The organism is Streptomyces mayteni (assembly GCF_054783955.1).
The window spans coordinates 58,208-81,064 of the sequence record NZ_BAAGPR010000017.1 but is presented as its reverse complement, the minus strand read 5'-3'; the positions used below and the strand labels follow the sequence as shown (position 1 = coordinate 81,064).

20 protein-coding genes are annotated in these 22,857 nt (G+C 73.0%); 12 read left to right on the top strand and 8 right to left on the bottom strand.

The window, feature by feature from the left end; all coding sequences use genetic code 11:
- Positions 1 to 112: 112 nt before the first annotated feature.
- The 4 genes from ACYVPE_RS11065 to ACYVPE_RS11050 all read left to right on the top strand — a co-directional run bounded on the left by ACYVPE_RS11065 (position 113) and on the right by ACYVPE_RS11050 (position 6,081).
- Positions 113 to 463, top strand: coding sequence for an amidohydrolase family protein (locus ACYVPE_RS11065; protein ID WP_461033315.1), 351 nt, complete (start codon positions 113 to 115; stop codon positions 461 to 463).
- Positions 464 to 487: 24 nt separating this feature from the next.
- Positions 488 to 1,501 carry a serine hydrolase domain-containing protein gene (locus ACYVPE_RS11060; protein ID WP_461033314.1) on the top strand — a complete coding sequence of 338 codons (1,014 nt, stop codon included), beginning with the start codon at positions 488 to 490 and terminating at the stop codon, positions 1,499 to 1,501.
- An 83-nt stretch (positions 1,502 to 1,584) separates the two neighbouring features.
- Positions 1,585 to 5,334: a CHAT domain-containing protein gene (locus ACYVPE_RS11055; protein WP_461033313.1), complete on the top strand. Its 3,750-nt coding sequence runs from the start codon at positions 1,585 to 1,587 to the stop codon at positions 5,332 to 5,334.
- Between the two features lie 195 nt (positions 5,335 to 5,529).
- On the top strand, positions 5,530 to 6,081 hold the full coding sequence (locus ACYVPE_RS11050) for a YceI family protein (protein ID WP_461033312.1): 552 nt from the start codon (positions 5,530 to 5,532) through the stop codon (positions 6,079 to 6,081).
- 87 nt (positions 6,082 to 6,168) lie between these two features.
- Here the strand turns inward: ACYVPE_RS11050 and ACYVPE_RS11045 are convergent, their stop codons facing one another.
- Positions 6,169 to 6,951, bottom strand: a complete 783-nt coding sequence (locus ACYVPE_RS11045; RefSeq protein ID WP_461033311.1) for a pyridoxamine 5'-phosphate oxidase family protein — start codon at positions 6,949 to 6,951, stop codon at positions 6,169 to 6,171.
- 241 nt (positions 6,952 to 7,192) lie between these two features.
- Between ACYVPE_RS11045 and ACYVPE_RS11040 the strand changes: the two genes are divergently transcribed.
- Both ACYVPE_RS11040 and ACYVPE_RS11035 read left to right on the top strand, forming a co-directional pair.
- Positions 7,193 to 7,615 (top strand): phosphatidylserine decarboxylase, encoded by a 423-nt coding sequence (locus ACYVPE_RS11040; protein ID WP_461033310.1) that lies wholly within the window; start codon positions 7,193 to 7,195, stop codon positions 7,613 to 7,615.
- 108 nt (positions 7,616 to 7,723) lie between these two features.
- Positions 7,724 to 8,665: a phosphotransferase enzyme family protein gene (locus ACYVPE_RS11035; protein WP_461033309.1), complete on the top strand. Its 942-nt coding sequence runs from the start codon at positions 7,724 to 7,726 to the stop codon at positions 8,663 to 8,665.
- An 80-nt stretch (positions 8,666 to 8,745) separates the two neighbouring features.
- Here ACYVPE_RS11035 and ACYVPE_RS11030 read toward each other — a convergent pair whose 3' ends face one another.
- Positions 8,746 to 9,741: an alpha/beta fold hydrolase gene (locus tag ACYVPE_RS11030; RefSeq protein ID WP_461033308.1), complete on the bottom strand. Its 996-nt coding sequence runs from the start codon at positions 9,739 to 9,741 to the stop codon at positions 8,746 to 8,748.
- Positions 9,742 to 9,969: 228 nt separating this feature from the next.
- On the opposite strand from ACYVPE_RS11030, the gene ACYVPE_RS11025 reads away from it, so the two are divergent.
- Positions 9,970 to 10,875: an NADP-dependent oxidoreductase gene (locus tag ACYVPE_RS11025; protein WP_461033307.1), complete on the top strand. Its 906-nt coding sequence runs from the start codon at positions 9,970 to 9,972 to the stop codon at positions 10,873 to 10,875.
- Positions 10,876 to 10,909: 34 nt separating this feature from the next.
- On the opposite strand, the gene ACYVPE_RS11020 is transcribed toward ACYVPE_RS11025, so the two are convergent.
- Positions 10,910 to 12,076, bottom strand: a complete 1,167-nt coding sequence (locus ACYVPE_RS11020) for a PLP-dependent cysteine synthase family protein (RefSeq protein WP_461033306.1) — start codon at positions 12,074 to 12,076, stop codon at positions 10,910 to 10,912.
- Positions 12,077 to 12,453: 377 nt separating this feature from the next.
- Here ACYVPE_RS11020 and ACYVPE_RS11015 point away from each other — a divergent pair, with 377 nt between their 5' ends.
- Positions 12,454 to 13,266, top strand: coding sequence for an SDR family NAD(P)-dependent oxidoreductase (locus tag ACYVPE_RS11015; protein ID WP_461033305.1), 813 nt, complete (start codon positions 12,454 to 12,456; stop codon positions 13,264 to 13,266).
- 21 nt (positions 13,267 to 13,287) lie between these two features.
- Here the strand turns inward: ACYVPE_RS11015 and ACYVPE_RS11010 are convergent, their stop codons facing one another.
- Positions 13,288 to 13,851, bottom strand: a complete 564-nt coding sequence (locus tag ACYVPE_RS11010; protein WP_461033338.1) for an SDR family NAD(P)-dependent oxidoreductase — start codon at positions 13,849 to 13,851, stop codon at positions 13,288 to 13,290.
- 239 nt (positions 13,852 to 14,090) lie between these two features.
- Complete coding sequence (locus ACYVPE_RS11005) at positions 14,091 to 14,612, bottom strand: MarR family winged helix-turn-helix transcriptional regulator (protein ID WP_461033304.1); 522 nt, start codon at positions 14,610 to 14,612, stop codon at positions 14,091 to 14,093.
- Positions 14,613 to 14,731: 119 nt separating this feature from the next.
- Between ACYVPE_RS11005 and ACYVPE_RS11000 the strand changes: the two genes are divergently transcribed.
- The 3 genes from ACYVPE_RS11000 to ACYVPE_RS10990 all read left to right on the top strand — a co-directional run bounded on the left by ACYVPE_RS11000 (position 14,732) and on the right by ACYVPE_RS10990 (position 17,612).
- Positions 14,732 to 15,550 carry a dioxygenase family protein gene (locus ACYVPE_RS11000; protein ID WP_461033303.1) on the top strand — a complete coding sequence of 273 codons (819 nt, stop codon included), beginning with the start codon at positions 14,732 to 14,734 and terminating at the stop codon, positions 15,548 to 15,550.
- On the top strand, positions 15,547 to 16,377 hold the full coding sequence (locus ACYVPE_RS10995) for an SDR family NAD(P)-dependent oxidoreductase (RefSeq protein ID WP_461033302.1): 831 nt from the start codon (positions 15,547 to 15,549) through the stop codon (positions 16,375 to 16,377). The genes ACYVPE_RS11000 and ACYVPE_RS10995 overlap by 4 nt, the downstream gene beginning before the upstream one ends.
- A 137-nt stretch (positions 16,378 to 16,514) precedes the next feature.
- A complete protein-coding gene (locus ACYVPE_RS10990) occupies positions 16,515 to 17,612 on the top strand; it encodes a cobalamin-independent methionine synthase II family protein (protein ID WP_461033301.1) in 1,098 nt (365 codons plus the stop codon).
- A 36-nt stretch (positions 17,613 to 17,648) separates the two neighbouring features.
- On the opposite strand, the gene ACYVPE_RS10985 is transcribed toward ACYVPE_RS10990, so the two are convergent.
- Positions 17,649 to 18,491 (bottom strand): helix-turn-helix transcriptional regulator, encoded by an 843-nt coding sequence (locus tag ACYVPE_RS10985; protein ID WP_461033300.1) that lies wholly within the window; start codon positions 18,489 to 18,491, stop codon positions 17,649 to 17,651.
- Positions 18,492 to 18,701: 210 nt separating this feature from the next.
- On the opposite strand from ACYVPE_RS10985, the gene ACYVPE_RS10980 reads away from it, so the two are divergent.
- A complete protein-coding gene (locus ACYVPE_RS10980; RefSeq protein ID WP_461033299.1) occupies positions 18,702 to 19,640 on the top strand; it encodes an SDR family oxidoreductase in 939 nt (312 codons plus the stop codon).
- Positions 19,641 to 19,967: 327 nt separating this feature from the next.
- Here ACYVPE_RS10980 and ACYVPE_RS10975 read toward each other — a convergent pair whose 3' ends face one another.
- Both ACYVPE_RS10975 and ACYVPE_RS10970 read right to left on the bottom strand, forming a co-directional pair.
- Positions 19,968 to 21,077, bottom strand: coding sequence for a LacI family DNA-binding transcriptional regulator (locus ACYVPE_RS10975; protein ID WP_461033298.1), 1,110 nt, complete (start codon positions 21,075 to 21,077; stop codon positions 19,968 to 19,970).
- A 59-nt stretch (positions 21,078 to 21,136) separates the two neighbouring features.
- Entirely contained in the window at positions 21,137 to 22,798 is a 1,662-nt protein-coding gene (locus ACYVPE_RS10970; protein ID WP_461033297.1) for an extracellular solute-binding protein, read from the bottom strand.
- Positions 22,799 to 22,857 lie beyond the last annotated feature (59 nt).

Below are 22,857 nucleotides of genomic sequence, written 5' to 3'. Positions count from 1 at the left end.
CTGGCCGGGCTGCGGCGGTTGGCCGCCGAACGGGACGACATGGCCGACGTCCGCAGCCCGGGCGTGCTCGCCACCGCGCCCGGCGGGCACCCCGGTCAGTTGGCGCCCGGGGGTGGAGTTCGACACCGTCGTCGCGCTGGTCCGTGCCGGCCGGGCCGCCGGGCTGCGGACCATCGCGCGCGCGATCACCCTGTCGGACATCGAGATCGCCCTGGACGCGGGGGTCGACGGCCTGGCGCACGTCTACTGCGACACCGGCCCGGAGGCCGAACGCGTCGCCCGACGGATCGTCGCGGCGGCCACCAGCGAACCGGCCCGCCACTTCGGACTGACCGACCGGGGCCGGATCGCGCCCGGCCTACGCGCCGACCTGCTCCTCGTCCACGGCGACCCCACCACCGACAGCACCGCGACCAGCGCGATCGCCGACGTCTGGCGACGCGGCGTCCGCTGCGGAGGCTGACCAGCCGGCCGATCTCAGGAGGCGATGAGGAGTCACAGGGCGGTCGGGATGGCCGAGTTGGCCTACCGTGGCCAGGTGGAGACGATCGACGGGCTGTCCGGTGTCGCGCTGGTGACTCGAGACGGAGCGACCGTGCTGCGGGCCGCCGCGGGGGTGGCGAACGCCGAGGCCGGGGAGAGGTGCACACCGGACACCCGGTTCCAGATCGCCTCGGTGAGCAAGCAGTTCACCGCCGCGGCGGTGATGCTCCTGGTCGAGGAGGAGGCGCTCGGTCTCCACGAGCCGATCGTTCGTCGGATGGCCGACTGCCCCGCGCCCTGGCGGCGGTTGACCCTGCACCAACTCCTCACCCACACCTCGGGCATGGGCCACTGGGGAGACCTCCAGGACTTCGAGCCCAACCGGCCGGGCGAACCCCGCGAGATCCTCGGCCGGTTCGCGGGCCTGCCGCTTCGCGACGCGCCCGGCAGCACGTGGCACTACAGCTCGCCCGGATACCTCCTCACGGCGTCGATCGTCGAGCGGGTCAGCGGGCAGGCGTACGGCGACTTCCTCACCGATCGCCTCCTGCGGCCGCTCGGCATGACGTCGACACACGTCGGCGAGGCGCCGTCCGAGCTGGCGGCCCACGGCTACCGGGCGGGCCGGCGGGTGGACGCCGCGGAGTTCGCCGCCCTGCCGGGACCCGGCGACCTCTGGTCGACCGTCGGCGACCTGGCTCGGTACACCGACGCCCTCAACGCCGGGCACCTCCTCTCGGCCAGCTCGCGTGAAGCCATGGTCACCCCGCACGCCCCGATGGACGGCGCGTGGGGCACCGACGGGGTGGCCGTGGCGAGCAGCCACGGGTACGGGTACTGCCTCGGCACGCTCGCCGGGCACGAGGCGCGCTTCCACTTCGGGGACAACCCGGGATACCAGTCCTTCCTCGGCTGGCTGCCTCGCCTCGACATGACCGTCGTGCTCCTCTGCAACGACGAGGAGACCGACATCGACGGCCTCCTGCGCCGGCTCGTCCCCGAGTCGACCAGCAGCTGACGTTCATCCTGCGGGCTGGCGGCGCCGGCGTTCGTGTGATCACCGTGCGTCGGGGGGAGGAGCCGGAGAACGGGGGTGGCGGTATGGCCGGTGAGGCGGCGCGGGACGGCGGCGGCGGTGAGGTCGCGGACCTCATGGAACGGTTCGAGGGCGTCGTCCGGGACGCCAACCGGGTGATGGCCGCAGTGGGCGGGGCGACGCCTCCCCAGGACGTGCGGCCGATGCTCGCGGAGCTTGCCGGGATCGAGTCCGAACTGAAGTGGCGCGGGGCCGACTTCGGCCAGGTGTTCCTCTTCCGGGGACTCCTGCTCGGCCACTGGTGCCTGGGATTGGGAGCCGACCGGCCCGCCGGCCCCCAGCCGCGGGCCGAGGCGCTGCGGCGCCTGCGGTGGGCGGACCGTAGCGGGCCTTCGGATCACCCATTGGTGCGGCTGGCCCGGATGATGCTGGTCGCCCTGCTCGCGCCCTGGACGCTGCCTCGCCCCGACGGCACCCGTACCGTCCTTCACCAGGCGCTGCTGGCCGTCGGCGACGGGGGCGTGTTGACCGAGTCGGCGCGTCGAGACCTCATGGAGGCCCGGGAGGTGGTCGACCGGGCCATCGCCGCCGGCTCGGAGGACGCGGACCACCGGCGGGAGCTCGTGCGGGTCGGGCAGGCCATCCAGCGGATGCTCGGGGACTCGGGCTCGGACTCGGGCTCGGGCTCCCCATCTCCGTCCGCCGGAGGCGGGTCGGCGACGGTCGACGCCGTCGAGGATCCCGAGGCCGTCCTGCTCGACGTCGTCCGCGACATCGTGGCCCTCGCCGCTTCGTACAGCACCCCCCGGTTCACGCGCCTGCTGGTGTGGCTGGTCCTCACGCTGCGGGGCGACGACACCGACCAGAAGGCGTCGGTGCTCCACGACCCGGCGACCCTCGAACTGCTGCGCCGGGTCGCCGCCGGCGCGGCGGCCGGCGCCGCCGGTGTGCGTCGCGGCGCGGAGCTGGCGCTGCGGGCGCGCGAGACGTTGCCGCACGGCGTGCCGGAACGGGCGCGGGTCGCCAGGCTGCACGCCCATCTGCTGCTCACAGCCGACACACTGGAACCCGGATCCGTGGCGTTCGACGCCGTGGAGCGGCCGGCGGAGCAGCCCGACCCGCCGGCCAGGCGGCTGGCGGAGTGGCCCGTCGGCGTCGCCGTGGCCCCCGGTCTCGCCGCCCACCTCGACAGCCGACTGCGCGACTTCACCGCCCGGCTCGGGATCCGCGAGCGGCGCACGGCCGCCCGATTCCATCGGCTGCTCGCCTACCGGACTGGCGACCCCGGCTACCTGGACGACGCCGCCAGCCTGCTCGGTGACGCGATCGAGGCCGTCCCCGACGACTCGTGGTGGGCGCTGACCCTGCGGTCGGACCTGGCCGACGTCCTCCGGCATGCCGCCGGCTCCAGCGGCAGCTCCGACGACGCCGACACCGCCAGGGCCGAGCTCAGGCGGCTACGGGCCGGGGTGGCACGCGAGGGCTCGGTGAGCCAGGACGCGCCCTTCGCCGTCGAACTCGCGCTTCGGGCCGCCACCCTGGAGCTGGAGTACGCCCTGCGCACCGACGACCTGGCCGCACTCCCCGCGCTGGTCGAGGAACTCGAGGCCCGCCACGCCGCCCTGCCCCCGGAGAACAGTCAACGCGCCCGGCTTGCCCGCGAGTTGGACAAGCTCCGCGCGGCGTCGACTCCGCGGGCGTCCCAGCGACCGCCACAGCATCCGCTGACGGCGAGCGGCGTACGCCCCCTGCCGGCGTTCCCGCCGTGGCTCTGGCAGCCCCGGGCGGCCGGTTTCACCCCTCCCGACCGGGCGGAGCTGGACCGCGAGGTCACCGAACTGCGCCGGCGACTCGGCGAACCACCCCGCTTCGCCGACGAGAGGTACGTCCTGCGGACCACGCTCGGCATGACGCTGCTCCAGGCCGTCATCAGGGGGGATGACGATCCGGCGCTGCTCGACGAGGCCATCGCGGAGTTGACCCGCGTCCGCGTGATGATCGCCGAGGGCCGCGGCGGAGCGTACCGCCCCGACGTGCTGACGAAACTCGCGGAGGCCCACCTGATCCGCGGCGCGCGCCGCAGACGTGCCGCCGACGGACTGGCGTTCGTCGAGCTCACCCGGGAGGCGCTCGGCGAGTTGGCGAGCGAGGTGCTGCTGCAGGCCGGCACCGACCACCGGCTGTCGGCGGCCCTCAACGGGTCCGTGCTCGCCCGGCGCCTGGCGGTCAGCGCGCTGGTGCTCCAGCGTCCGGACGACGCGCTGGAGGCACTGGAACGTGGGCGGGCTCTGGTCCTACAGGCCGCCAGCTCCGCACGGACCGTGCCCGAACTGCTCGACGCCGCCGGCCACACCGACCTGGCCGCGCGGTGGCGAGCCCAGGTCCGCACCGACCCACCGGGGTCGGCGCCGAGCGGCGACACGGTGGTGCCCAGCGCCCTGCGGCGTCAGGCGCTGGCCGCGCTCGGGGCGGCCGGCGGCGCCGGCCGGCCCTCGCCTGGGCTCGTCGAGATCGCCGACGCGGCCGGCGTGGCCGCCGGCCTGGCCGCCACGGGCACCGACGCGTTGGTCTACCTGGTGCCAGGCGAACAGCGGAAGCCCGGCCCCTCGTTCCCCGGCCGAGCGCTGGTCATCCGCCCCGGCGCCACGACGCCCGAGGTCGTTCTCCTCCCCGAGCTGCTGATCCAGGGCAGTCCGCCGCTCGAGCGCTATCTGGACGCCGCCGCCGAACGCTCCAGGGCGATGGCCGATCCGACCCTGGACGCCTCCCGACGCGCCGACCGCGACCGGCGGTGGGGGGCCGCGCTGGGTGAGCTGTGCGACTGGGCCTGGCTCGCCGCCATGGGCCCGCTGCTCACGGCGCTCGGACCGTACGCCAGGCCACCGCGGCTGGTGCTGGTGCCCTGCGGCCGGCTGGGCCTGGTCCCCTGGCACGCGGCACGTTCGCCGGGCGCCGACGGACAAGGCGGCCGGTACGTCTGCCAGGAGGCGGTCGTCAGCTACGCCCCGTCCGGCGCCCAGTTCCTCAGGGCGGCCCGCCGCCGCCGGCGTCCGCCGGGCGAACAGCGGCGGGTGCTCGTCACCGACCCCTCGATGACCCTGCTGTGGGCCGAGGCCGAGACGACCGCCCTCCGCACCGGCTGCTACCCGGACGCGCTCCGGTACGGCATGGTCCTGGAGCCCGGTGAGCGGCCGGACGCCGCCGGCACCCCGTCCGATCTGCTGGCCGTGCTGCCCGGCGGTGGGGAAGCCGCCTCGGTGGTGCACCTCGCCTGCCACGCCTCCTCCTCGCCACGCTCCACCCGATCCGCCCTGCGGCTGGCCGTCCCGTCGAACGCGGCGCGGGACCAGGCCTATTACCAGGACGAGGACCAGGACGCCGGGCGGTTGACCGTCGCCGATATTCTCGACGACGCCGCCGCCGCCGGCCAGCCGCCGGACGCCGCCGGCCCGCTCGTCGTCCTCAGCGCCTGCGAGACCGACCTGAGCACCCGCGGCCACGACGAGGCGCTGACCCTGGCCACCGCCCTGGCCGCGGGCGGCGCGGCCGACGTCGTGGGATCCCGCTGGGCGGTCCAGGACAGCGCCACGGCGGTCATGATGGTCGTCTTCCACCACCACCTCACGGTCGGCGGGCTCGCTCCGCCCGACGCGCTGCGCGCCGCCCAGCTGTGGATGCTCGACCCGCACCGCCAGGCGATCCCCACCCTGAGCGGCCCCCTCCGCCACGAGGCCACCCGCCCCGATCTCCACCACGTCCGGCACTGGGCGGCCTTCACCCACCAGGGCAACCCGACCGCCGCGACGGATCACTGACGGCGCGAAGAAACTCCCCTGCTGAGCGGCGACTGGCACTTCATACGTTCGAGTTAACCGGCCGTGGGGTGGCCGGCGGGCCGGCGTCCTCCCGCCCCGGCATGCTGGATGGGCGTCCGGTCAGGCTCTAGCGTGGCGGGGGATCGGCCCGGGCGGATCGCCGCCGGGTCACTGACCGATGGAGGCACACCGACCATGTCCGTCACCCTTGAAGAGCTGACCGGGGACTACGTCCTCGACCCCACCCACAGCCAGATCGGATTCGTGGCCCGCCACGCCATGGTGACCAAGGTCCGGGGCGCGTTCCACGAGTTCGAGGGCACCGCCCACCTGGACGGCGCGGATCCGACCCGCTCGACCGCCCAGGTGGTGCTCAAGACCGAGAGCATCGACACCGGCGTCGAGCAGCGCGACCAGCACCTGCGCACCAACGACTTCCTGGACGCGCCGACGTACCCCGACATCACCTTCCGCACCACCGGGGTGGAGGCGATCGGCGACACCGAGTACCGGGTCACGGGCGACCTCACCATCAAGGAGACCACCCGTCCGATCAGCATCGACTTCGCGTACACGGGCAACGCCGTGGACCCGTACGGCAACCTGCGGGTCGGCCTCGAGGGCTCGGTGACGATCAGCCGCAAGGACTTCGGCGTGACCTGGAACGCGGCGCTCGAGGGCGGCGGCGTCCTGGTCAGCGACAAGATCGTGCTCGAGTTCGACGTCTCGGCGATCAAGCAGTCCTGACAGCACCAGCCGGCCGCCCCGCCGCCGCCCGACGGCGGGCCGGCCCCGCTGTCGGAGGTGGGGGCGGCCCGATCCGCGTTCGGGTGGTCAGGAGGAGGGCGCGTTCCCCTTCGCGACGAGGTTCCTGACGGAGTCGGGTTCCGGCAGGTGGTGGTCCTCCGTGCACTTGTCGGGCCTCGGTTCGCCGTAGGTCTGGTGAATCGGGATGACGCCGGCCCAGTACGTCTCGGGGTTCTTCACGTGGTCCTCGTGCTGGGGGGTGGTGACCTGGTGGGTCTTGGCGCAGACGTGCGCGTCCGCCAGGTTGACGGAGATGACTCCCACGTCGGGGGAGTGCGCGCCGTCCGTGTCCAGGTCGCGCTGGCCGAGCGGGAAGTACTCGCTCCAGCGGCCGGGGATGATCTGGTGGGCCAGTGCCTCGAACGCCTTCTTCCGGTCCTCGGGGCGGACCTGCTCCGCGATGCCGTCGACCACGACGGAGCGGTAGTTGAGCGAGGTGCTGATGGCGGCTCGGCCGACCATGAGGCCGTCGACCAGGGTGACGGTCAGGCAGACGGGTACGCCGCCCTCGCGCCACAGGTTCCGCAACGACGCGCGCTGGGGGTCGGGTCCCGGCCAGTGGGTGGAGCCATGGAGGTAGAGGAACGGCACCCCGTGCGCCTCCTCCTGGTAGGCGTAGACCATGGGGACGCACCTCGGCTTGACGGTTGACACCTCGCCGTCGGTGCCGAACTCGCTGTAGGCGACGGTGCAGACGAAGCCCGCCGTGAGGATCGGCTTCCAGGCGGCCGGGTCGCAGACGACGTCCGTCCGCTTGCCGAGGGCGGCCGGGGTCGCATCGCCGTGCCCGACATCCGATTTCTGAGACATGGTGCCCTTCTCCGCGCGGGGGACGGTTCGCGTCGCTCACGCGGCCCGTGGCGGGGCCCGGAGCGCTGGTCATCCCTACCTCATGAAGTGCGCGCCGACGTCGCGGACTTGCTGACGAGCAAGGCGACTCACTCCGCCGGAGCATGAGTTCGATCGTTGCCGCGATGCGCCGATCGGCGGTCGTCTGTCCGAGGAGGAATCCGGCGACCGGTGCGGGGGCGGGAGTCCATACCACACGCCGGTGAAGGGCGAGGCGGTCGAGTCCCGCGACGACATCGGCGGCGTCTACTACGGAATGCGGGACTTTCCCGAAGACCACACGACCTATGTCGGGATGGTGACCGTCGGCCTCAACTCGATCGGCTCCGTGGAATACCCGCCGGAGTTCCGGCACCCGAGGAAGCCGGTCAAGGTGGACAAGGGACAGAAGGTCGGGAACTTCCAGTACGGCGGTTCGCTGGTCATCCTGCTCTTCGAATCCAACCGCTTCCCGGCCCTGCGGCTGCATCTGGGGCAGCGCATCGGAACGCTGGAGGAACAGGAGCGCACGGACAGGATGTTCACCGGCCCCTACCACACACAGTCCCGGGCGGCGGACCCGCACCTGCCTGCCGTCGGCCTCGGCCGACGGCAGGGGCCGGCGTCCGCGTGGGTTGGCCGCTAGTCTGCGGGGGTGAGGTGAGTCTTCGGCGGCGCGCACCGCGCCGTGCACGAGGTCGGACCAGCCGCCGCTGTCGGGCGGTTCCTTCGTCGTTCCCGGAGACGCTCACCGATGTCGCACCACACCACACCTTCCCCATGCGCCACTCGACCGGCGGTGCCCCGCGGCGAGGCGATCGCCGCCGCCCTCGCCCGCCACTGGAACCTTCCGGGCGCCGAGGTCGCTCCCCTGATGGGAGGCATGAACTCCGCGACGTGGCACGTGCGGCACCACGGCGTCGAGTGGGTGGCGAAGGCCGTCCCCGCCGGGCCGGCCGCGGCCCAGTTCCGCTACGGCCTGGACCTCGCCCTGCGGGTCGAGGACGCCGCCGTCCCGGCCGGCGCCCCGGTGCCGTCGCGGGCCGGCCGCCGGACGGAGGCCGTCGCCGGTCACGAGCTGGCGCTGCTGCGCCTCGTGCCGGGCCGGGAGTTGGACGGCCGTGACGAGGGCGACCTGGTGCTCATGGGCGCCACCCTCGCCCGCGTCCACCGGGCGCTCGGCACCGAGACGGCCTCGAGGGACGAGGCGTGGTCGCGATTCGACCTGCTGGCCGGGGTCGACGACGCCGCCGTCCTGGAGCTGCGCCCGTGGATCCGCCCGGCGGTCGAGAAGGTCGTGACGCGGCTGCGTCGGCTGCGTCCGGAGACGCTGACGTGGGGCCCGGTGCACGGCGACCCCGCGCCCGAGCACTTCCGGCTCGACCCCGCCACCGGCCGGTGCGGTCTCATCGACTGGGGTGCCGCCAGTTCCTGGGCCCGGATGTACGACCTGGCCACGGTCGTGATGGACGCCGGCGGCCCGGACCGCGCCCGGCCCCTGCTCCGCGCCTACCTCGACCAGGACGCGCTCTCCGTCGCGGAGATCGACCGGGCCCTGTTCCCGCTGCTGGACTTCCGGTACGCCGTCAACACCCTCTACTACGCCGAGCGGATCCTGCGGGACGACCTCACCGGCGTCGCGGACCACGCGGGCAACGAGGAGCGCCTGGAGCAGGCACGCCGATGGCTCGGCTGAGACGTGGGCCGGCGGCGGCGCACGCGTCACCCACCACCTGCCTGCCGCCGGCACCGGCGGTTCGGGTAGGGAGTCCTGGACTACCGGAAGAAGGCGGTGAGTTCCCGCACGATGTCGTCGGGGCGTTCCTCGGCGAGGTAGTGCCCCGCCCCCGCCAGCTCGACGTAGCGCGCGTCCGCCGCGAGTCCCGCCAGCTGGGCGCGGAGGAGCTGGTAGTACATGCCGCCGATGCCGAGCAGGGGCATGGGCAGTACCGGGTAGTCCCGCAGATCGGCGATGTCCCGCTGGAAGGTCTGGTACCAGCCGTTCCCCGCGCGGATCGCGTCCGGGGTGTCGTACGCGGCGGCGTAGACGGCCCTGGCCTCCTCGCCGAAGGCTTCCGGGTCTCCGCCCTGGAAGTCGATCAGCCAGTCGACGATCAACCGGAACCGTCCCGCGAGGAGTTGCTCCGGCAGCTGGTCGAGCTGGTTGAACGCGAACCACCACGGCGCCGGTTGGCCCGGCTGGGGCAGCATGCGCAGTTCGTTGAATATCTCGGTGGGGTGCCCCGTCTCCCACAGAGCGACCTTCCTGGTCGCCTCGGGGTGGTTGGCGGCGAAGCTGTGCGCCACCATCGACCCGATGTCCTCGCCCGCGATGTAGGCGCGGCGGTGTCCGAGGGTGCGCAACAGCTCATGGATGTCACGGGCCATGGTCTTCTTGTCGTACCCGTCCGCGGGCTTGTCGGAGTCGCCCATGCCGCGCAGGTCAGGGGCGATGACCCGGTAGTGCCGCGCCAGCGGCGGCATGATCTTGTGGAACTGGTACCAGGTGCGTGGCCACCCGGGGAGCAGGACGAGGGGGTCGCCCTGGCCTCCGATGACGTAGTGCAGCCGTGTGCCGTTGACGTCGGCGAAGCGGCTCGCGAATCCCCGCACCCCCGGCGTCCTCGGTTTCCCGGCCCTCGGGGCGGCGGCCGCGGTGCCGGCGGACGGGCCGAGCAGGCTCGCGGCGCCGGCACCCGCGGTGATGCCGAGCAGGTCGCGCCTGCCGAGTCGGTGGGAGTGGTCCAGGTCGTCGGACTTCCCGGGGCTCATCTGTCGAACTCCTTCGCGTTGCGGATGCGTTCGCCGCATTTCCGTACCGATCGATACCGATCGGCATGGGGGGACTGTAGCGCACTTCCGTACCGATCGATACGAAAAGGGGGGGAGGTGGGGAGCCGCGCCGACTTGCCCCTGACGCCAACGTCAGCTTCTAGCGTGGTGCGCGGTCGGCATCCGCCGAACATGGCCGGTTCAGGCCGCGTGGAAAGGTGAGACGTCATGCGCGCAGTCCGCTATCACGAGTACGGCGGTGTGGAGAACCTGGTGGTCGACAAGGTGCCGGACCCCCAGCCCGGGCCCGGCGAGATCCGCGTCCGCGTCACGGCGGCCAGCGTCAATCCCATCGACTGGAAGGTGCGTTCCGGGGCGGCGCGCGAGCTGCTCCCCGTGGAACTGCCGGCGATTCCCGGGCGCGATGCCGTCGGCGTGGTCGACGAGACCGGGGAGGGGGTGCGGGGGGTGAGCATCGGCGACCGCGTCTTCGGTCTCGGCGGCGTCACCGGCGCGACGGCGGAACTGGCCGTGCTCTCGGCCTGGGCCCACGCGCCCGCCACCTGGACCGACGACGAGGCCGCCGGCGCCGCTCTGGCGTCCGTGACCGCGATGGGCGGGCTGAACGCGCTCGGTCCGCTGAGGGGGCGCACCCTGCTCGTCGAGGGCGCCGCCGGAGGCGTGGGCAGCGCCGCGGTCGAGATCGCGGTGGCCAGGGGCGCCACCGTCATCGGGACGGCCAGCGAGCGCAACCACGAGTTCCTCGCCTCCCTCGGAGCCGTGCCCACCACCTACGGCACCGGTCTCGCGGAGCGCCTGACCACCCTCGCCCCCGGCGGCGTCGACGTCGCGCTCGACACCGCGGCCTCCGGCTCCCTGGCCGACCTCGTCGCGATCGTGGGCGACCCCGCCCGCGTGTCGACGATCGCCGACCACGCCAACGCGCATCGCCTCGGTGTGCGTCCGGCCAACGCGGAGAACGACCCCACGCTCCTCGCCGAAGCGGCCGAACTCGGCAGGCGGGGTCGCTACACACCGCGCGTCGAGCGGACCTACCCGCTCGAACAGATCGCGGAGGCGCACGCGTACGCCGAGCGCGGACACACGCGGGGCAAGATCGTGGTCCGCGTCTGAGCCGAGCCACCCGGCCGAAGCCCGCCCGCCGTGGTCACATGTTCCAGAGGGGGGCGATGGGGCGGGGGACGGTGGTGAAGGTCTCGGGCGGGGTCCACTCGCCGGTGAGGAAGAAGTTCTCGACGGTGGGGAGCCAGGGCTGGAACTCGATGCCCTGCCGCTGACACCAGGCGTCGTCGTAGTACTCGTGGGTGTAGCGGTCGGCCGGGTCGCACAGCACGGTGGCGACGCTGCCGGTCAGGCCCTTGTCGTGCATGCCGAGGAGGACCAGGATGGCGCCGAAGACGCCGGTGCCGGTGGAGGGTCCAGGGGCGATGTTCCAGTCGCTCTCGGCCAGGACCCGCATGGTGGCGACGGAGGCGGCGTCGTGGACGCGGATCATCCGGTTGACGGTGCTGGGGACGAAGGAGGGTTCGACGCGGGGGCGGCCGATGCCCTCGATGTGGGAGCCCTTGTCGGTGATGGTCGGGTCGCGCCAGTACCAGCCGTCGAAGTACGCGGAGTGCTCCGGGTCGGGAACGCACACCCGCAGGCCGCTGCCGGTGTAGCGCGCGTAGCGGGCCACCGAGGTGACGGTGCCGCCGGTGCCGGCGCCCATCACGAACCAGCCCAGGTCGGGTACGGCGCGCAGGAGTTCGGGGGCCAGCCCCTCGTCGCCGCGCCAGTCGTAGGCGCGCTCGGCGTAGGTGAACTGGTCCATGAAGTGGCCGCCGTAGCGGACGGCGACGCGGCGGGCGTAGGTGACGATGTCGCCCGAGACCGGGACGACGGTGCCGCCCAGGGCGGTGATCGCGTCCTGCTTCTCCCGCGCGGTGGTGTCGGGCACGACCGCGTAGAAGGGGATGCCGAGCTTCTCGCAGTACCAGGCCTCCGAGATGGCGGTCGAGCCGCTGGACGCCTCCACCACCGGCTGGCCCTTGACCAGCCAGCCGCTGACCAGGGCGTGGGTGAGGAGCGCGGCGGCGAGGCGGTGCTTGTGGCTCCCGGAAGGCTGCGCGGACTCCCGCTTGAGGTACAGCCGCAGCCCGTTGAGCCGCGACGGCAGTGGGATCTCCGTCACCTCCGTCTCGACCGGGGCGAGATCGCCGCGGAGGCGCTGGACGCAGTCGATCACCCACTGCCGGTCGTCCGGGTAGACGTCCGACTCGTCGTCACCCTCGGTCCGCTGGGACCGCTCCCTGGGGCGCTCCATCAACGTCATCGGCGATCTCCGTCGTTCGCTCCGGTTCCGCGCCGCCGACCGGCCGGCGCGCCCGCCCATGATCAGCGGCGCCGGTGCCGGCTTCCCGGCGCCCGGCGCCGGGAAGCGGGCGGTTCACCGGCACAGCGCAATCAGCCGACCGGCGGGAAGCCGTGATCGGCGCGCGGACCCACCCTCGTCCCCTGCCGGCCCCACGCCGGCGGGGCAGGATGGAGGCATGGCACGCGACGTGGACCTGAGCGAGTTCCCGCGCCGCTGCCGCGCCCGGATCGCCCCGGAGTCGGTGGGGCCGACGGAGGGCGGCGCCCACCGGCGCCTGCCGGGGCTCACCCCCGGGGCCCACGACACCAGCCCGCCCGCACTCGAAGGAGCACGCCGTGAGCACCACTCGGCCCCGCCCGCCCGTTCGGCCGTTGGCGCTGGTGACCGGCGCCTCGTCCGGCATCGGCTACGAGCTGGCCCTGCAACTCGCCCGCGCCGGCCACGACCTGGTGGCCACCGGCCGCAGCGCGAAGATCCACGAGGCGGCGGCCGGCCTGGAAGAGCACGGCGCCGTCGTCGTGCCCGTCCAGGCCGACCTCGCCCGGCGCGAGGGCGTCGAGGAGGTGTGGCGCGCGGTGGTCGAAACCGGCCGGCCGCTGGCCGCCGCCGTGCTCAACGCCGGGCGCAGCATCGGCGGGGGGTTTCTCGACACCGACCTGGACGACGAGCTGTCCCTGATCGAGCTGAACGTCAGCTCCGTGGTCCACCTGGCCAAACACGTCGCCCGGCACATGGCGGCCAACCACGAGGGGCGGATCCTCATCACCTCCTCCGTTTCCGCCACCCTCCCCACGCCGTACGAGACCGTCTACGGGCCGTCCAGGGCCTTCACCCGGATGTTCGGCCTCGGGCTGCGCGAGGAGCTCAAGGAGCACGGGGTGAGCGTGACGACGCTGCTGCCCGGCGCCACCGACAGCGACTTCCACGCCCGGGCTGGCATGAGCGGCACGGCGTTCGGGCCCGGGATGCGGAAGAACAGCCGCGTCCAGGTGGCCCGCCAGGGCTTCGAGGCGATGATGGCCGGCCGGGCCGAGGTGATCGGCGGTGACCTGGCCACCCGGCGGGTGCCGTTCAGGCACCGCTTCCTCCCCGAGACGCTGAAGGCGGCCCGCCACGCCAGGATGGCCAGGCCCAGGTCCAGGCCCTGACCGGGCGCCCGGCGGGGGCGGCTACCCGGCCAGTGCCTCGGCGGAGAGGCCCCAGAGACGGGCGGTGTGGCCGGGGTCGAGCGCGTAGGCGGCGACGCCGCCGTGCGGGTTGTCGGGGTGGAGGGGGAGCGCCTCGGCGCAGTCCTCGAAGTACCGGCCCGTCACCCCGTCGAGCAGTGGCGAGGCGGCGACGAGCACAGAGGTGGCCGCGCCCTGTTCCGCCGTCTTCCACGGCAGCGCCGGGGCGCCGCTCGCCTCGTACCGCGCGAGGAGTTCCGGGTCGACGTGGCGCATCAGGTTGGTGCGCACCACGCCCGGCATGACGGCGTTGACGCTGATGCCGTCGCCGGCCCACCGGCTGGCGGCCTCGACGGCGAACAGCGCGTTCGCCGTCTTCGACCGGCCGTAGGCGGTGTTCGGGTCGTAGGGCCGCCCGAGATAGTGGACGTCGTCGAAGTCGACGGCCGAGAGCCGGTGTTGGGAGGAGCTGACGGAGACGACGCGGGCCTCGCCGGCGGCGGCGAGCGCCGGACGCAGGCCGGTAGTCAGGGCGAAGTGGCCGAGGTGGTTGGTGGCGAAGTGCAGCTCCCAACCCTGCGGGGTGCGGGTCAGCGGGGCCCCATCACCCCCGCGTTGTTGACCAGGACGTGGAGGGGGCCGTCCCAGCCGGCGACGAAGGCGGCGACGGACGCCTGGCCGGCCAGGTCGAGCGGGGCGACGCGGAGGCCCGGGTTGCCGGTGCCGGCCAGGGCGCGGGCCGTCTCGACGCCTATGCCCGAGGTGGCGCCGGTGTCCCGGGCGGTGGTGTCCGGGGCGGGTTCTCGCTACTCGCCGTTGAGCGGGGGGCCGGCCTCGGGGAGGCAGGCCTCCATGCTCGGCATCTCGGGGTCGATGGTGCGCAGCACGCGCTGCGAGATGCGGCCGAGTTGTTGCTGCTGTGCCTTGGTCAGCGGGTCGAGCACGAGGCGCCGGATCTCGGCGACGTGCGCCGGCGCGCCTGCGGTGACCTTGGCCTGGCCGTCCTCGGTGAGGGCGGCCAGGGTGTAGCGGCCGTCGGTCGGGTCGGGCGTGCGGGTCACCCAGCCGCGCTTCTCCAGCCGGATGACGACGTTGGAGAGTCGGGACAGCGTGCTCGCCGTGTACACGGCCAGCTCGCTCATCCGCTGGGTGCGCTCGGGCATCATCGACAGGCCGGAGAGCACCAGGTACTCGAAGTAGCTGATTCCGGCGTCACGCTGCATCTGCGCGTCCAACGCGGCCGGCAGGCGGATCAGCGCGTACGCGAGCGCGTACCAGTTCCGCTGTTCCTCCGTGTCCAGCCAGCGCGGCTCGTCCGACTCTTCCATGGCCGCCACTGTACTACAAGCTTGGAGCTCTCCGACGGCGCGATCATTCCATCCTTGAAGTGATCGCGTGCTACGTTGACTCCAAGCGTGGAGTAAAACCGTCCTCAGGGGAGGAAATGATGAGCATGTCGGAAGCCAGGCTCCAGGTGGTGTTCGGCGATCTGCGGCGCGCCGTCGACGACGTCATCCTCAAGCACCAGGTGACCATCGAGGAGCTGTTCGCGGCGATCGGATGGCTCCAGCGGGCCGCCGACGCCGGCGAGCTCCAGCAGGCGGGAATCCTGTTCTTCAAGACGGCCCAGCAGGGCACCGAGGGCGCCCCCTACGCGCATCCCGAGAAGGACGGCGCGAGCCACTGGGAGATGGAAGGGCCGGCGTACGTGCCGGGCGCCCCGCTGCCCGGCGCGGTCCTCGACGTCTGGCAGATCGACGCGAACCGCGTCTACTCGGGGATCATGACCGGGGACTTCGGCCCGATGGACATCCCCAACGACTCGACCGGCATCCCGACCCACAACCTCCGGGCGAAGGTCGTCGCCGACCGCGAGGGGCGTTACGAGTTCCGCACCGTGATGCCCGGCCAGGAGACCCTCGGCTTCAGGCAGGACGACAGCCCGCTGACCGCCCTGACCCGGGCCCTCGAACTGCCGGGGCTGCGCCCCCTGCACATCCACGCCATCGTCTCGGCCGACGGCGTCCTCCCGCTGACCACCCAGATCTACTTCGACGGCGACCCGCTCGTCGCCGGCACCATCGAGGGCCCGATCCCGGCCTCCGCCGTCCGGAACACCGAACGCCACGACGACCTCGCCGACCACCGGGCCCGCGGCCTCACCGTGCCCTACCGCACCCTCACCCAGGACTACGTCCTGCGCCCGGTGCCCGCCACAGCCCCGGCGCCGGCCCCGGCCCGCGCCGCCCGTGGTGGTGCCCGGTGACGAAGACCATCCTCGTCAGCGGCGGCAACAGCGGAATCGGCCTCCAGGCGGCCCGCGAGTTCGTGGCCAGGGGCCACCGGGTCGTCCTCCTCGGGCGCGACCGGGCGAAGGGCGACGCGGCCCTCGCCTCCCTCGCCCCACTCGGGAGCGGGGCCGAACGCGCCGCGTTCCTCCCGGTCGACCTCGCCACCCACGACGGGGTGCGCGACGCCGCCCGGCGGGTCCTCGCCGAGCACGGCCGACTCGACGCCCTCCTGCACACCACCGGCGTGATGACGCAGAAGGACGTGCGCACGGCGGACGGGCTCAACCTCTTCTTCGCCGTCAACTACCTCAGCCGCTACCACCTCACGCAGCTGTTGCTGCCCGCGCTGCGCCGCGCCGAACAGCCGCGGGTCGTCATGATGACCGCCCGGGTCTCTCCTTCCACCGTCGTCGACCTCGAACTGTTCCCCGACTACGAGGACTTCCACTTCTGGCGGATGCGGGAGCAGGTCCAGGTCGGCAACCACCACTACGCCGCGCACCTGGCGCGCACCGAACCCGGGCTGCTCGCCGGGGTGGTGAACGCGGGCGCGGCGCGGACCGACATCTTCCGCACCCAGCCCCGACACGTCCGCATCCTCGCCACGGCCGTCGTCCCGCTGCTCTACGGCTCGCTCGGCAAGGCCGCGCACAACTGCGTCGAAGCCTGCCTCGGCGACGCGTGGCCGACCGCGACCTACTGGGAGAAGCCAGGGAAGTTCGACCGCCGAACGCCGATCGCCCCCGAGGAGTGGATGACCGACCGCCTCATGGACGTCTCCGGGAAGCTCACCGGGGCCTGATCCGAGCGGGTGACGCGCGGCGACGCACCGGCACGGCGTCAACCCCGACCCGCCCACCTGCCCCGAAAGGGCGAGGAAGTCGGCGAACGGGCCGGGTTTCCGGTGGGTTGTCGCCGTCCCGCTCCTACGCTGCCGGCGTGATCATCCCCACTGAACCCATCGGCAGCATCCCCCGCTCCGCCGAACTGCTCGACGCGACGGCCGCCCACGGAACCGGACAGTTGGCCGACGCCGAGTTCGCGGCCATCAGGGAACGGGCCGTCCGCGAGACCGTCGAGGCCCTGGAGGCGCTCGGCTCGCCGGTGGTGACCGACGGCGAACAGGGCAAGCCGAACTCGCTGACCTATCCGGTCGAAGGGGCGGAGAACCTCGCCGCCGACGGGGTCGTCATCCCCTTCGCCGACGGCCACCAGCGGCAGTTGCCGTGCCTGACCTCCGGCCCCTTCCGCTACCTGACCCGTGCCGAGGAGTACCTCCGCGCGGCGCGGCGACACGCGAAGGTGCCGGTGAAGCAGGCGGTCGTCGCCCCCTCCGCGCTGAGCCTGCTCTACCCGCCCAACGGAATCGCCGGCTACTCACGCGAGACCTTCCTCGACGACCTGGTCACCGAGGCGGAGGCGGAGATCCGCGGCTGCCTGGACGGCGGCGCCCACGTCGTCCAACTGGACTTCACCGAGGCCCGCCTGTCGCTGAAGCTCGACCCGAGCGGCGGCGTGCTGCGGGAGTTCGTCGAGCTGAACAACCGGGTGCTGGCGCGCTTCACCGAGGCCGAACGCGCCAGGATCGGCGTCCACTCGGGCCCGGGCTCCGACCAGGACTCCACCCACAGCCTGGACGTCGACTACGCGGAACTGCTCCCCGAGCTGTTCCGGCTGACGGTGGGCAACTTCTACCTCCAGCTGGCCGGCGAGTCGGACCCGGACCGCGTCCTCCGCGTCGTCGCCGACCAACTGCGACCCGGCATCCGGGTGTTCGCGGGGGTGACCGACCCGAACGACCCCCGGGTCGAGACCGCGGAGGAGGTCCGCGACCGCGTCCTGCGCGCCGCCCGCCACCTGCCGATCGACCAGCTCGGCACCTGCGACGACAGCGGATTCGCCCCGTTCGCCGACGACCGCTCCACCTCGCGCGAGACCGCCCTCGCCAAGATCCGCGCCCGCGTCGAGGGCACCGCACTCGCCGCGGACCTGCTGGGCGCCGGGACACCGACCACCGCGGGAGCGCTCGTCGACTAGGTCTTTTCCGTCCACGCCGGGCCCGGCCGCGCCGCGTCAGCGCAGCGGCTGGGTGCCCACGGCGGAGAGCAGTCGCAGCTTCTCGTGGCTCTCGCTGCCGGGAACCGCGGTGTACACGAGCAGCGAGTGGGCCTGGACCGGGTCGACAAGACGCTGGCAGTTCAGCGCGAGCGCGCCGAGCTCGGGGTGGACGAAGTTCTTCACCTCGTCCGGGTGGACGCCGACCTCGTGGTCGTTCCACACCCTGCGGAACTCCTCGTTGTCGGCGAGGAGCAGGTCGGCGAGGTGGGCAGCGCGGGATCCCGGGCCGCGCAGGGTGAGCATCTGGCGCAGCCCCGAGGCGAACATGCGGGTGAGGAAAGGGTGGTCCTCGGGCGCGTAGAGCCGCCGGGTGGCCGGGTCGGTGAACCAGCGGTAGCCGATGCTGCGGGCGGGTCCTGTGTAGTGGGTGGTGTCGCCGGTGAGGGCGACGCCGAGGGGGGTCTGGCGGAGCGTCTCGCCGAGTTCGGTGACGATCTCGGCTGGCGTGTCCTGTAGGCGGTCGAGGATGCGCAGCAGGCCGGGGCTGATGTGTTCGCTGACGGCGCCGCGGGTGGGCGGGTGGTGTCCGGCGAGGCGGTAGAGGTGGTCGCGTTCGTCGAGGGAGAGGTGGAGGCCCTGCGCGATGGAGGCGATCATCTGCTCGGACGGGCGGGGTCCGCGTTCTCGTTCGAGGCGGGCGTAGTAGTCGGTCGACATGTGGCAGAGCGCCGCCACCTCCTCGCGCCGCAGCCCGTCGGTTCGGCGGCGTCGCCCGCGGGGGAGGCCGACGTCCTCGGGTTGCAGCGCCTCCCGGCGGCGGCGCAGGAACTCCGCGAGCCCGGTCCGATCGATCACCATGCGTTCCCTCCCTCGGTGCTCCGTCCTTCCTACCGCCCGCGCGGGCACGCAGCCACGGCTTACCGATCCCCCCTTACGACCTGACGAAGGCGAGGGGCGGATCGGCGATCCGTGGATCGGGCGGCCCTTCATCCGCGGCCGGCGAGCTTCGAGCATGGGACCACCCCACCGGCCCGCGGCGGATGCGCCGCAGAACGCAGGAGACCACCCATGGCTCGGAACATCGACCTCGCCCTCCCCGACCTGTCGGGGAGGCTCGCCGTCGTCACCGGGGCGAGCGACGGCATCGGGTTCGTCATCGCCACCCGCCTCGCCGCGGCGGGCGCGGAGGTGATCACGCCGGTCCGCAACCCGGCGAAGGGCGAGCAGGCCGCCGACCGGGTCCGCGGCCTCGTCCCGCGCGCCAGGATCAGCACCCGGGCCCTCGACCTGGCCTCCCTCGACTCGGTGGCCGCCCTCGCGAAGCAACTCGTGGGCGAGGGGCGCCCGATCCACCTCCTCGTCAACAACGCCGGCGTGATGACCCCGCCGAGCCACCAGGTCACCACCGACGGCTTCGAGCTCCAGTTCGGCACCAACCACCTCGGCCACTTCGCCCTCACCCAGGGGCTGTTGCCGCTGCTGCGCGAGGGCGGGGCCCGGGTCACCCACCAGACGAGCGTCGCCGCCCGACGCGGCACGATCAACTGGGACGACCCGAACTGGGAACGCTCCTACCACGTGCGAAGGGCCTACAGCCAGTCGAAGATCGCCGTCGCCCTGTTCGCCCGCGAACTCGACGCGCGCAGCCTCGCGGCCGGCTGGGGCATCACCAGCAACCTCTCCCACCCCGGCGTGTCCCCCACCAACCTGCTCTCCGCGCAGCCCGGCATGGGGCGGCGGAAGGACACCCCCGAGGTCCGCCTGATCCGCACGCTCTCCCGCCTCGGCATCCTCACCGGCACCGTCGACAGCGCCGCCCTGCCCGCCCTGCTGGCCGCGACCGGACCGGACGCGCAGCGCGGCCAGTTCTACGGCCCCAAGGGACCCGGCAACGTCGGCGGCGCCCCCGCGCGGCAGGAACTCTGGCCCCCGATGCGCGACATGGATGAGGCCCGCCGGGTCTGGGAGCTCTCCGAGCGGCTGGTCGGCGCGCGGTTCCCCGCCTGACGTCCTGCCCGACCTCCCGCCCGACCACCCAGGGGAGAACCGATGAATCCAGCCGACGACGCGGACCACCGCGGGTCGCGCGTGTCCCGACGAGGCTTTCTGGGCGGCGGAGTCGCCGCCGCCTCGGCGGCCGCACCGCTGCTGGCGACCGTGGCGGACGCCACGCCGGCCGCCGCGGCGGCACACCCCGACACGCACCCGTCGTCGTCTCCGGAACACCGTCCAGCCAGTGCAGGGCGACCGACTCCGGACGGTTCGCCGGGTCAGCGGTCGCCGAGCCGAACGGTGCCGCGGCGGTGCCCACCGCGGCGGTGGCCGTGGTGGCGGTCAGGAATGTTGTCGGCCCGGCCGAGTTGAGTCGCGGCCGGCGGCCGCCCCGCACGAGGCGCGGATCACGAGGCGGGGCTGCAGGGTGAGTTGACGGATCGGGACGGCTCCCGGGTCGGCGGCTTCGAGCCGTTCGAGCAGGAGTCGTGCCGCGAGTTCGCCGAGTTCCTGCTTGGGTGGGGCGACGGCGGTCAGTGGCACGTCGGCCAGGGCGGAGATCTCGTCGTCGTAGGCGATCAGCGCGAGGTCGCCCGGGGGCCGCAGGCCCTGGGTGCGCATGCGCTGCATGAGTTGGATGGCGTCGTGGTCGGAGTGGACGAGCGCGGCCAGGGTGCCGCTGGCGCGGCAGTCCGCGATGAACCGGTCGTAGAGGTGCGCGGCGTCCGCCCTCGGGTGGCCGCTGTCGAGGATCGGGGCGCCGGGGTCGAGGCCGAGGTGCCTGACGGCCTCGGCGTACCCCTCGTGGACCAGCGGCGCGGTGGGGCTGCCGTTGGTGAACAGACCGACCCTCCGGTGGCCGAGCTCGGCGAAGTGCCGGACCGCGGTGGACGCGCCCTGCTGGTGGTGCGAGATGACGTACTCGCAGGCGGCGAACACGTCCTTCGGACGGCGTTCCACCAGGATGAAGGGGAGCCCGCCCGCCTGGAGCCGCGCCAGGGCGGCGGCCGGCAGGTGGATCGTCTCCGCGGTGACCACGAGCAGGCCGGTGGCGCCGGCCATGCCCAGTTCCCGCAGCTGTTCGAGATCGCGGGGGCGGGCGTAATCGGTCAGTCCGATGACCAGCCGCACCCCGTGCCGTTCCGCCACCGCCCGGACCCCGGCGACCACCCGGGGGTAGTAGTAGTCGGTGGCGGGAACGAGCAGCCCGAGGGTCTGCCCGGACGACACGGGGCCCGGGGCGGGGGCCGGGGCGGGGTCCGGGCCGGCCAGCAGCGCGCCACCGCGGACCCGGGTGACCCGGCCGGCCGCCTGGAGATCCAGCAGATCCCGCCGGATCGTGTCGCGTGAGACGCCGAGCCGGGCGGCGAGCTCGGTGATCCTCAGGACGCCGGCTGCCTCCAGCTCCTTGATCAGCAGCGCTTGCCGCTGCGCGACGAGCATGTCGGCCATGGCCCTTCCCGTTCCCGTGAACGTAGCCGGATCAGCGTGGTGCGGGGGCCACCGTTCCCTCAGCGCGTGCCCCCGGCGGCGCCCCCGGCCTGCTGCAACTGTTCCTCCAGACCGGTGCGCAGCTGGTCGCCGATGGCCGAGCGCCAGTCGGCGACGGCGCGGTCGAGGTCGGACAGCGACTTGCGGCCCTGGATGACGTCGTCCCGGGTGGCGAGGAGGCCGCGTTCCGCGGCCTCGCCCCTGGCGGTCGAGGAGTCCACGTAGAGCCCGAGGGTGGGGTCGTCCTTGCGGTTGGCCAGGACCGTGGTCTGGTAGGCGTGTTGGTAGTCCACGTCGTCGGGGCGTCCCGGCTGGTAGAGGACGGCGGGGGCGTCGACGAGGTACTTGGTGGGCACGCCGGTGTTGGTCTGTCCCTCGGAGGTGTAGATCGGGTCGCCGTCGTCGTCGCGCTCGTGGTCGACGCCCGCCTCGCCGTAGGCGCGGTAGAGGTGTTCCTCGGTGCCGAAGGGCGCGGCCAGCCAGTCGAGGACGCGCAGCACCAGCCTGATCCGTTCCGGGTCGTCCTGCTTCCGCAGGCCCGCGGTGTTGAAGACGCCGTTCCCCGTGTGCCAGGCGGCGAGTTCGCTGCCCTCCCGGTTGTAGACCGGCATCAGGCCGAGTTCGAACCCCTCGTTGTCGACGTTGCCGAGCGTGGTGGTCGACCAGGAACCGTAGCCGTCGGCGAGGGACAGCACGGTGGTGCCGGCACCGAAGTACTGGCTGAAGGGGGTGCTGGGGTTGAAGGTGTCGGGGTGGATGACGCCGGCCTCCCACAGCGAGGCCATGTCCCGCACGGACTGCTGGTACTCCTCGGTCTCGTAGAAGTGGGTGAGGCTGCCGCCGTCCTCGCGCCAGATGTTGGGCTCGTCGTTCATGCGGCCAAGGAAGTACATGGCCTGCGTGACGCTGCCGATCGCCCAGCGGCGGCTCGACGGGTCGGTCAACTCCTGGCAGAGGGCGAGGAACTCGTCCCAGCCGCGCGGCTCGCCGCTGACGCCGAGGCCGTCGAGGATGTCCTTGCGGAAGAGGTTGTAGTGCCGGACCCGGCCGCGCGGGACGGGGATGGCGTAGAGGGCGCCGTTGTAGACGCAGTTCTTCCAGTGGGCGGTGGGGATGTTCGCCAGGTTCGGGTAGTCGGCCGCCGCGTCACCGCCGAGGAACTCGTCGAGCGGGGCGAAGGAGTTGTGCAGCATGTCGGCGAAGTTGGCGCCCGGCCAGAGCTGCATGACGTCCGGCAGGTCGCCGCTGGCCATGGCGATGGAGAACGTCTGCTCGTAGTCGGCGTTGGGCACCATCTGCATCTCGAGGGTGACGCCGAGCCGTTCGTTGAGGCCCCGCCAGTACGAGTTCCGGTCCATGCCGGGAGGTACGGCGCTGTAGATGTTGGCGAGCCCGGAGACGGTCTCGCCGTTGCCCGGTCGCTCCGCGACGCTCACCGGGGTGTCGGTGGGGTAGTGGCGGAAGGCGGGCAGGACGCCGGTGGTCTCGTCGCCCGGCAGGTCGGGCGTCACGCCGTCGAACGGCAGGTAGCGCGGCAGCTCGACGGCGCTGTTGGCCTCGGCGCTGTTGCGGGTGGCGCGCGCCCCGGAGGAGCAGGCCGTCAGCGGGCCGAGGCCGAGGGTGGCCGCGCCGAGTCCGAGGCCGGCGAGCAGGGTGCGACGGGAGAGGGGTCTGGTGGACATCGGAATCACCTCTGTGGGACACACGGAAGAGAGGGAGAGGGAGAGGGAGAGAGAAGGGG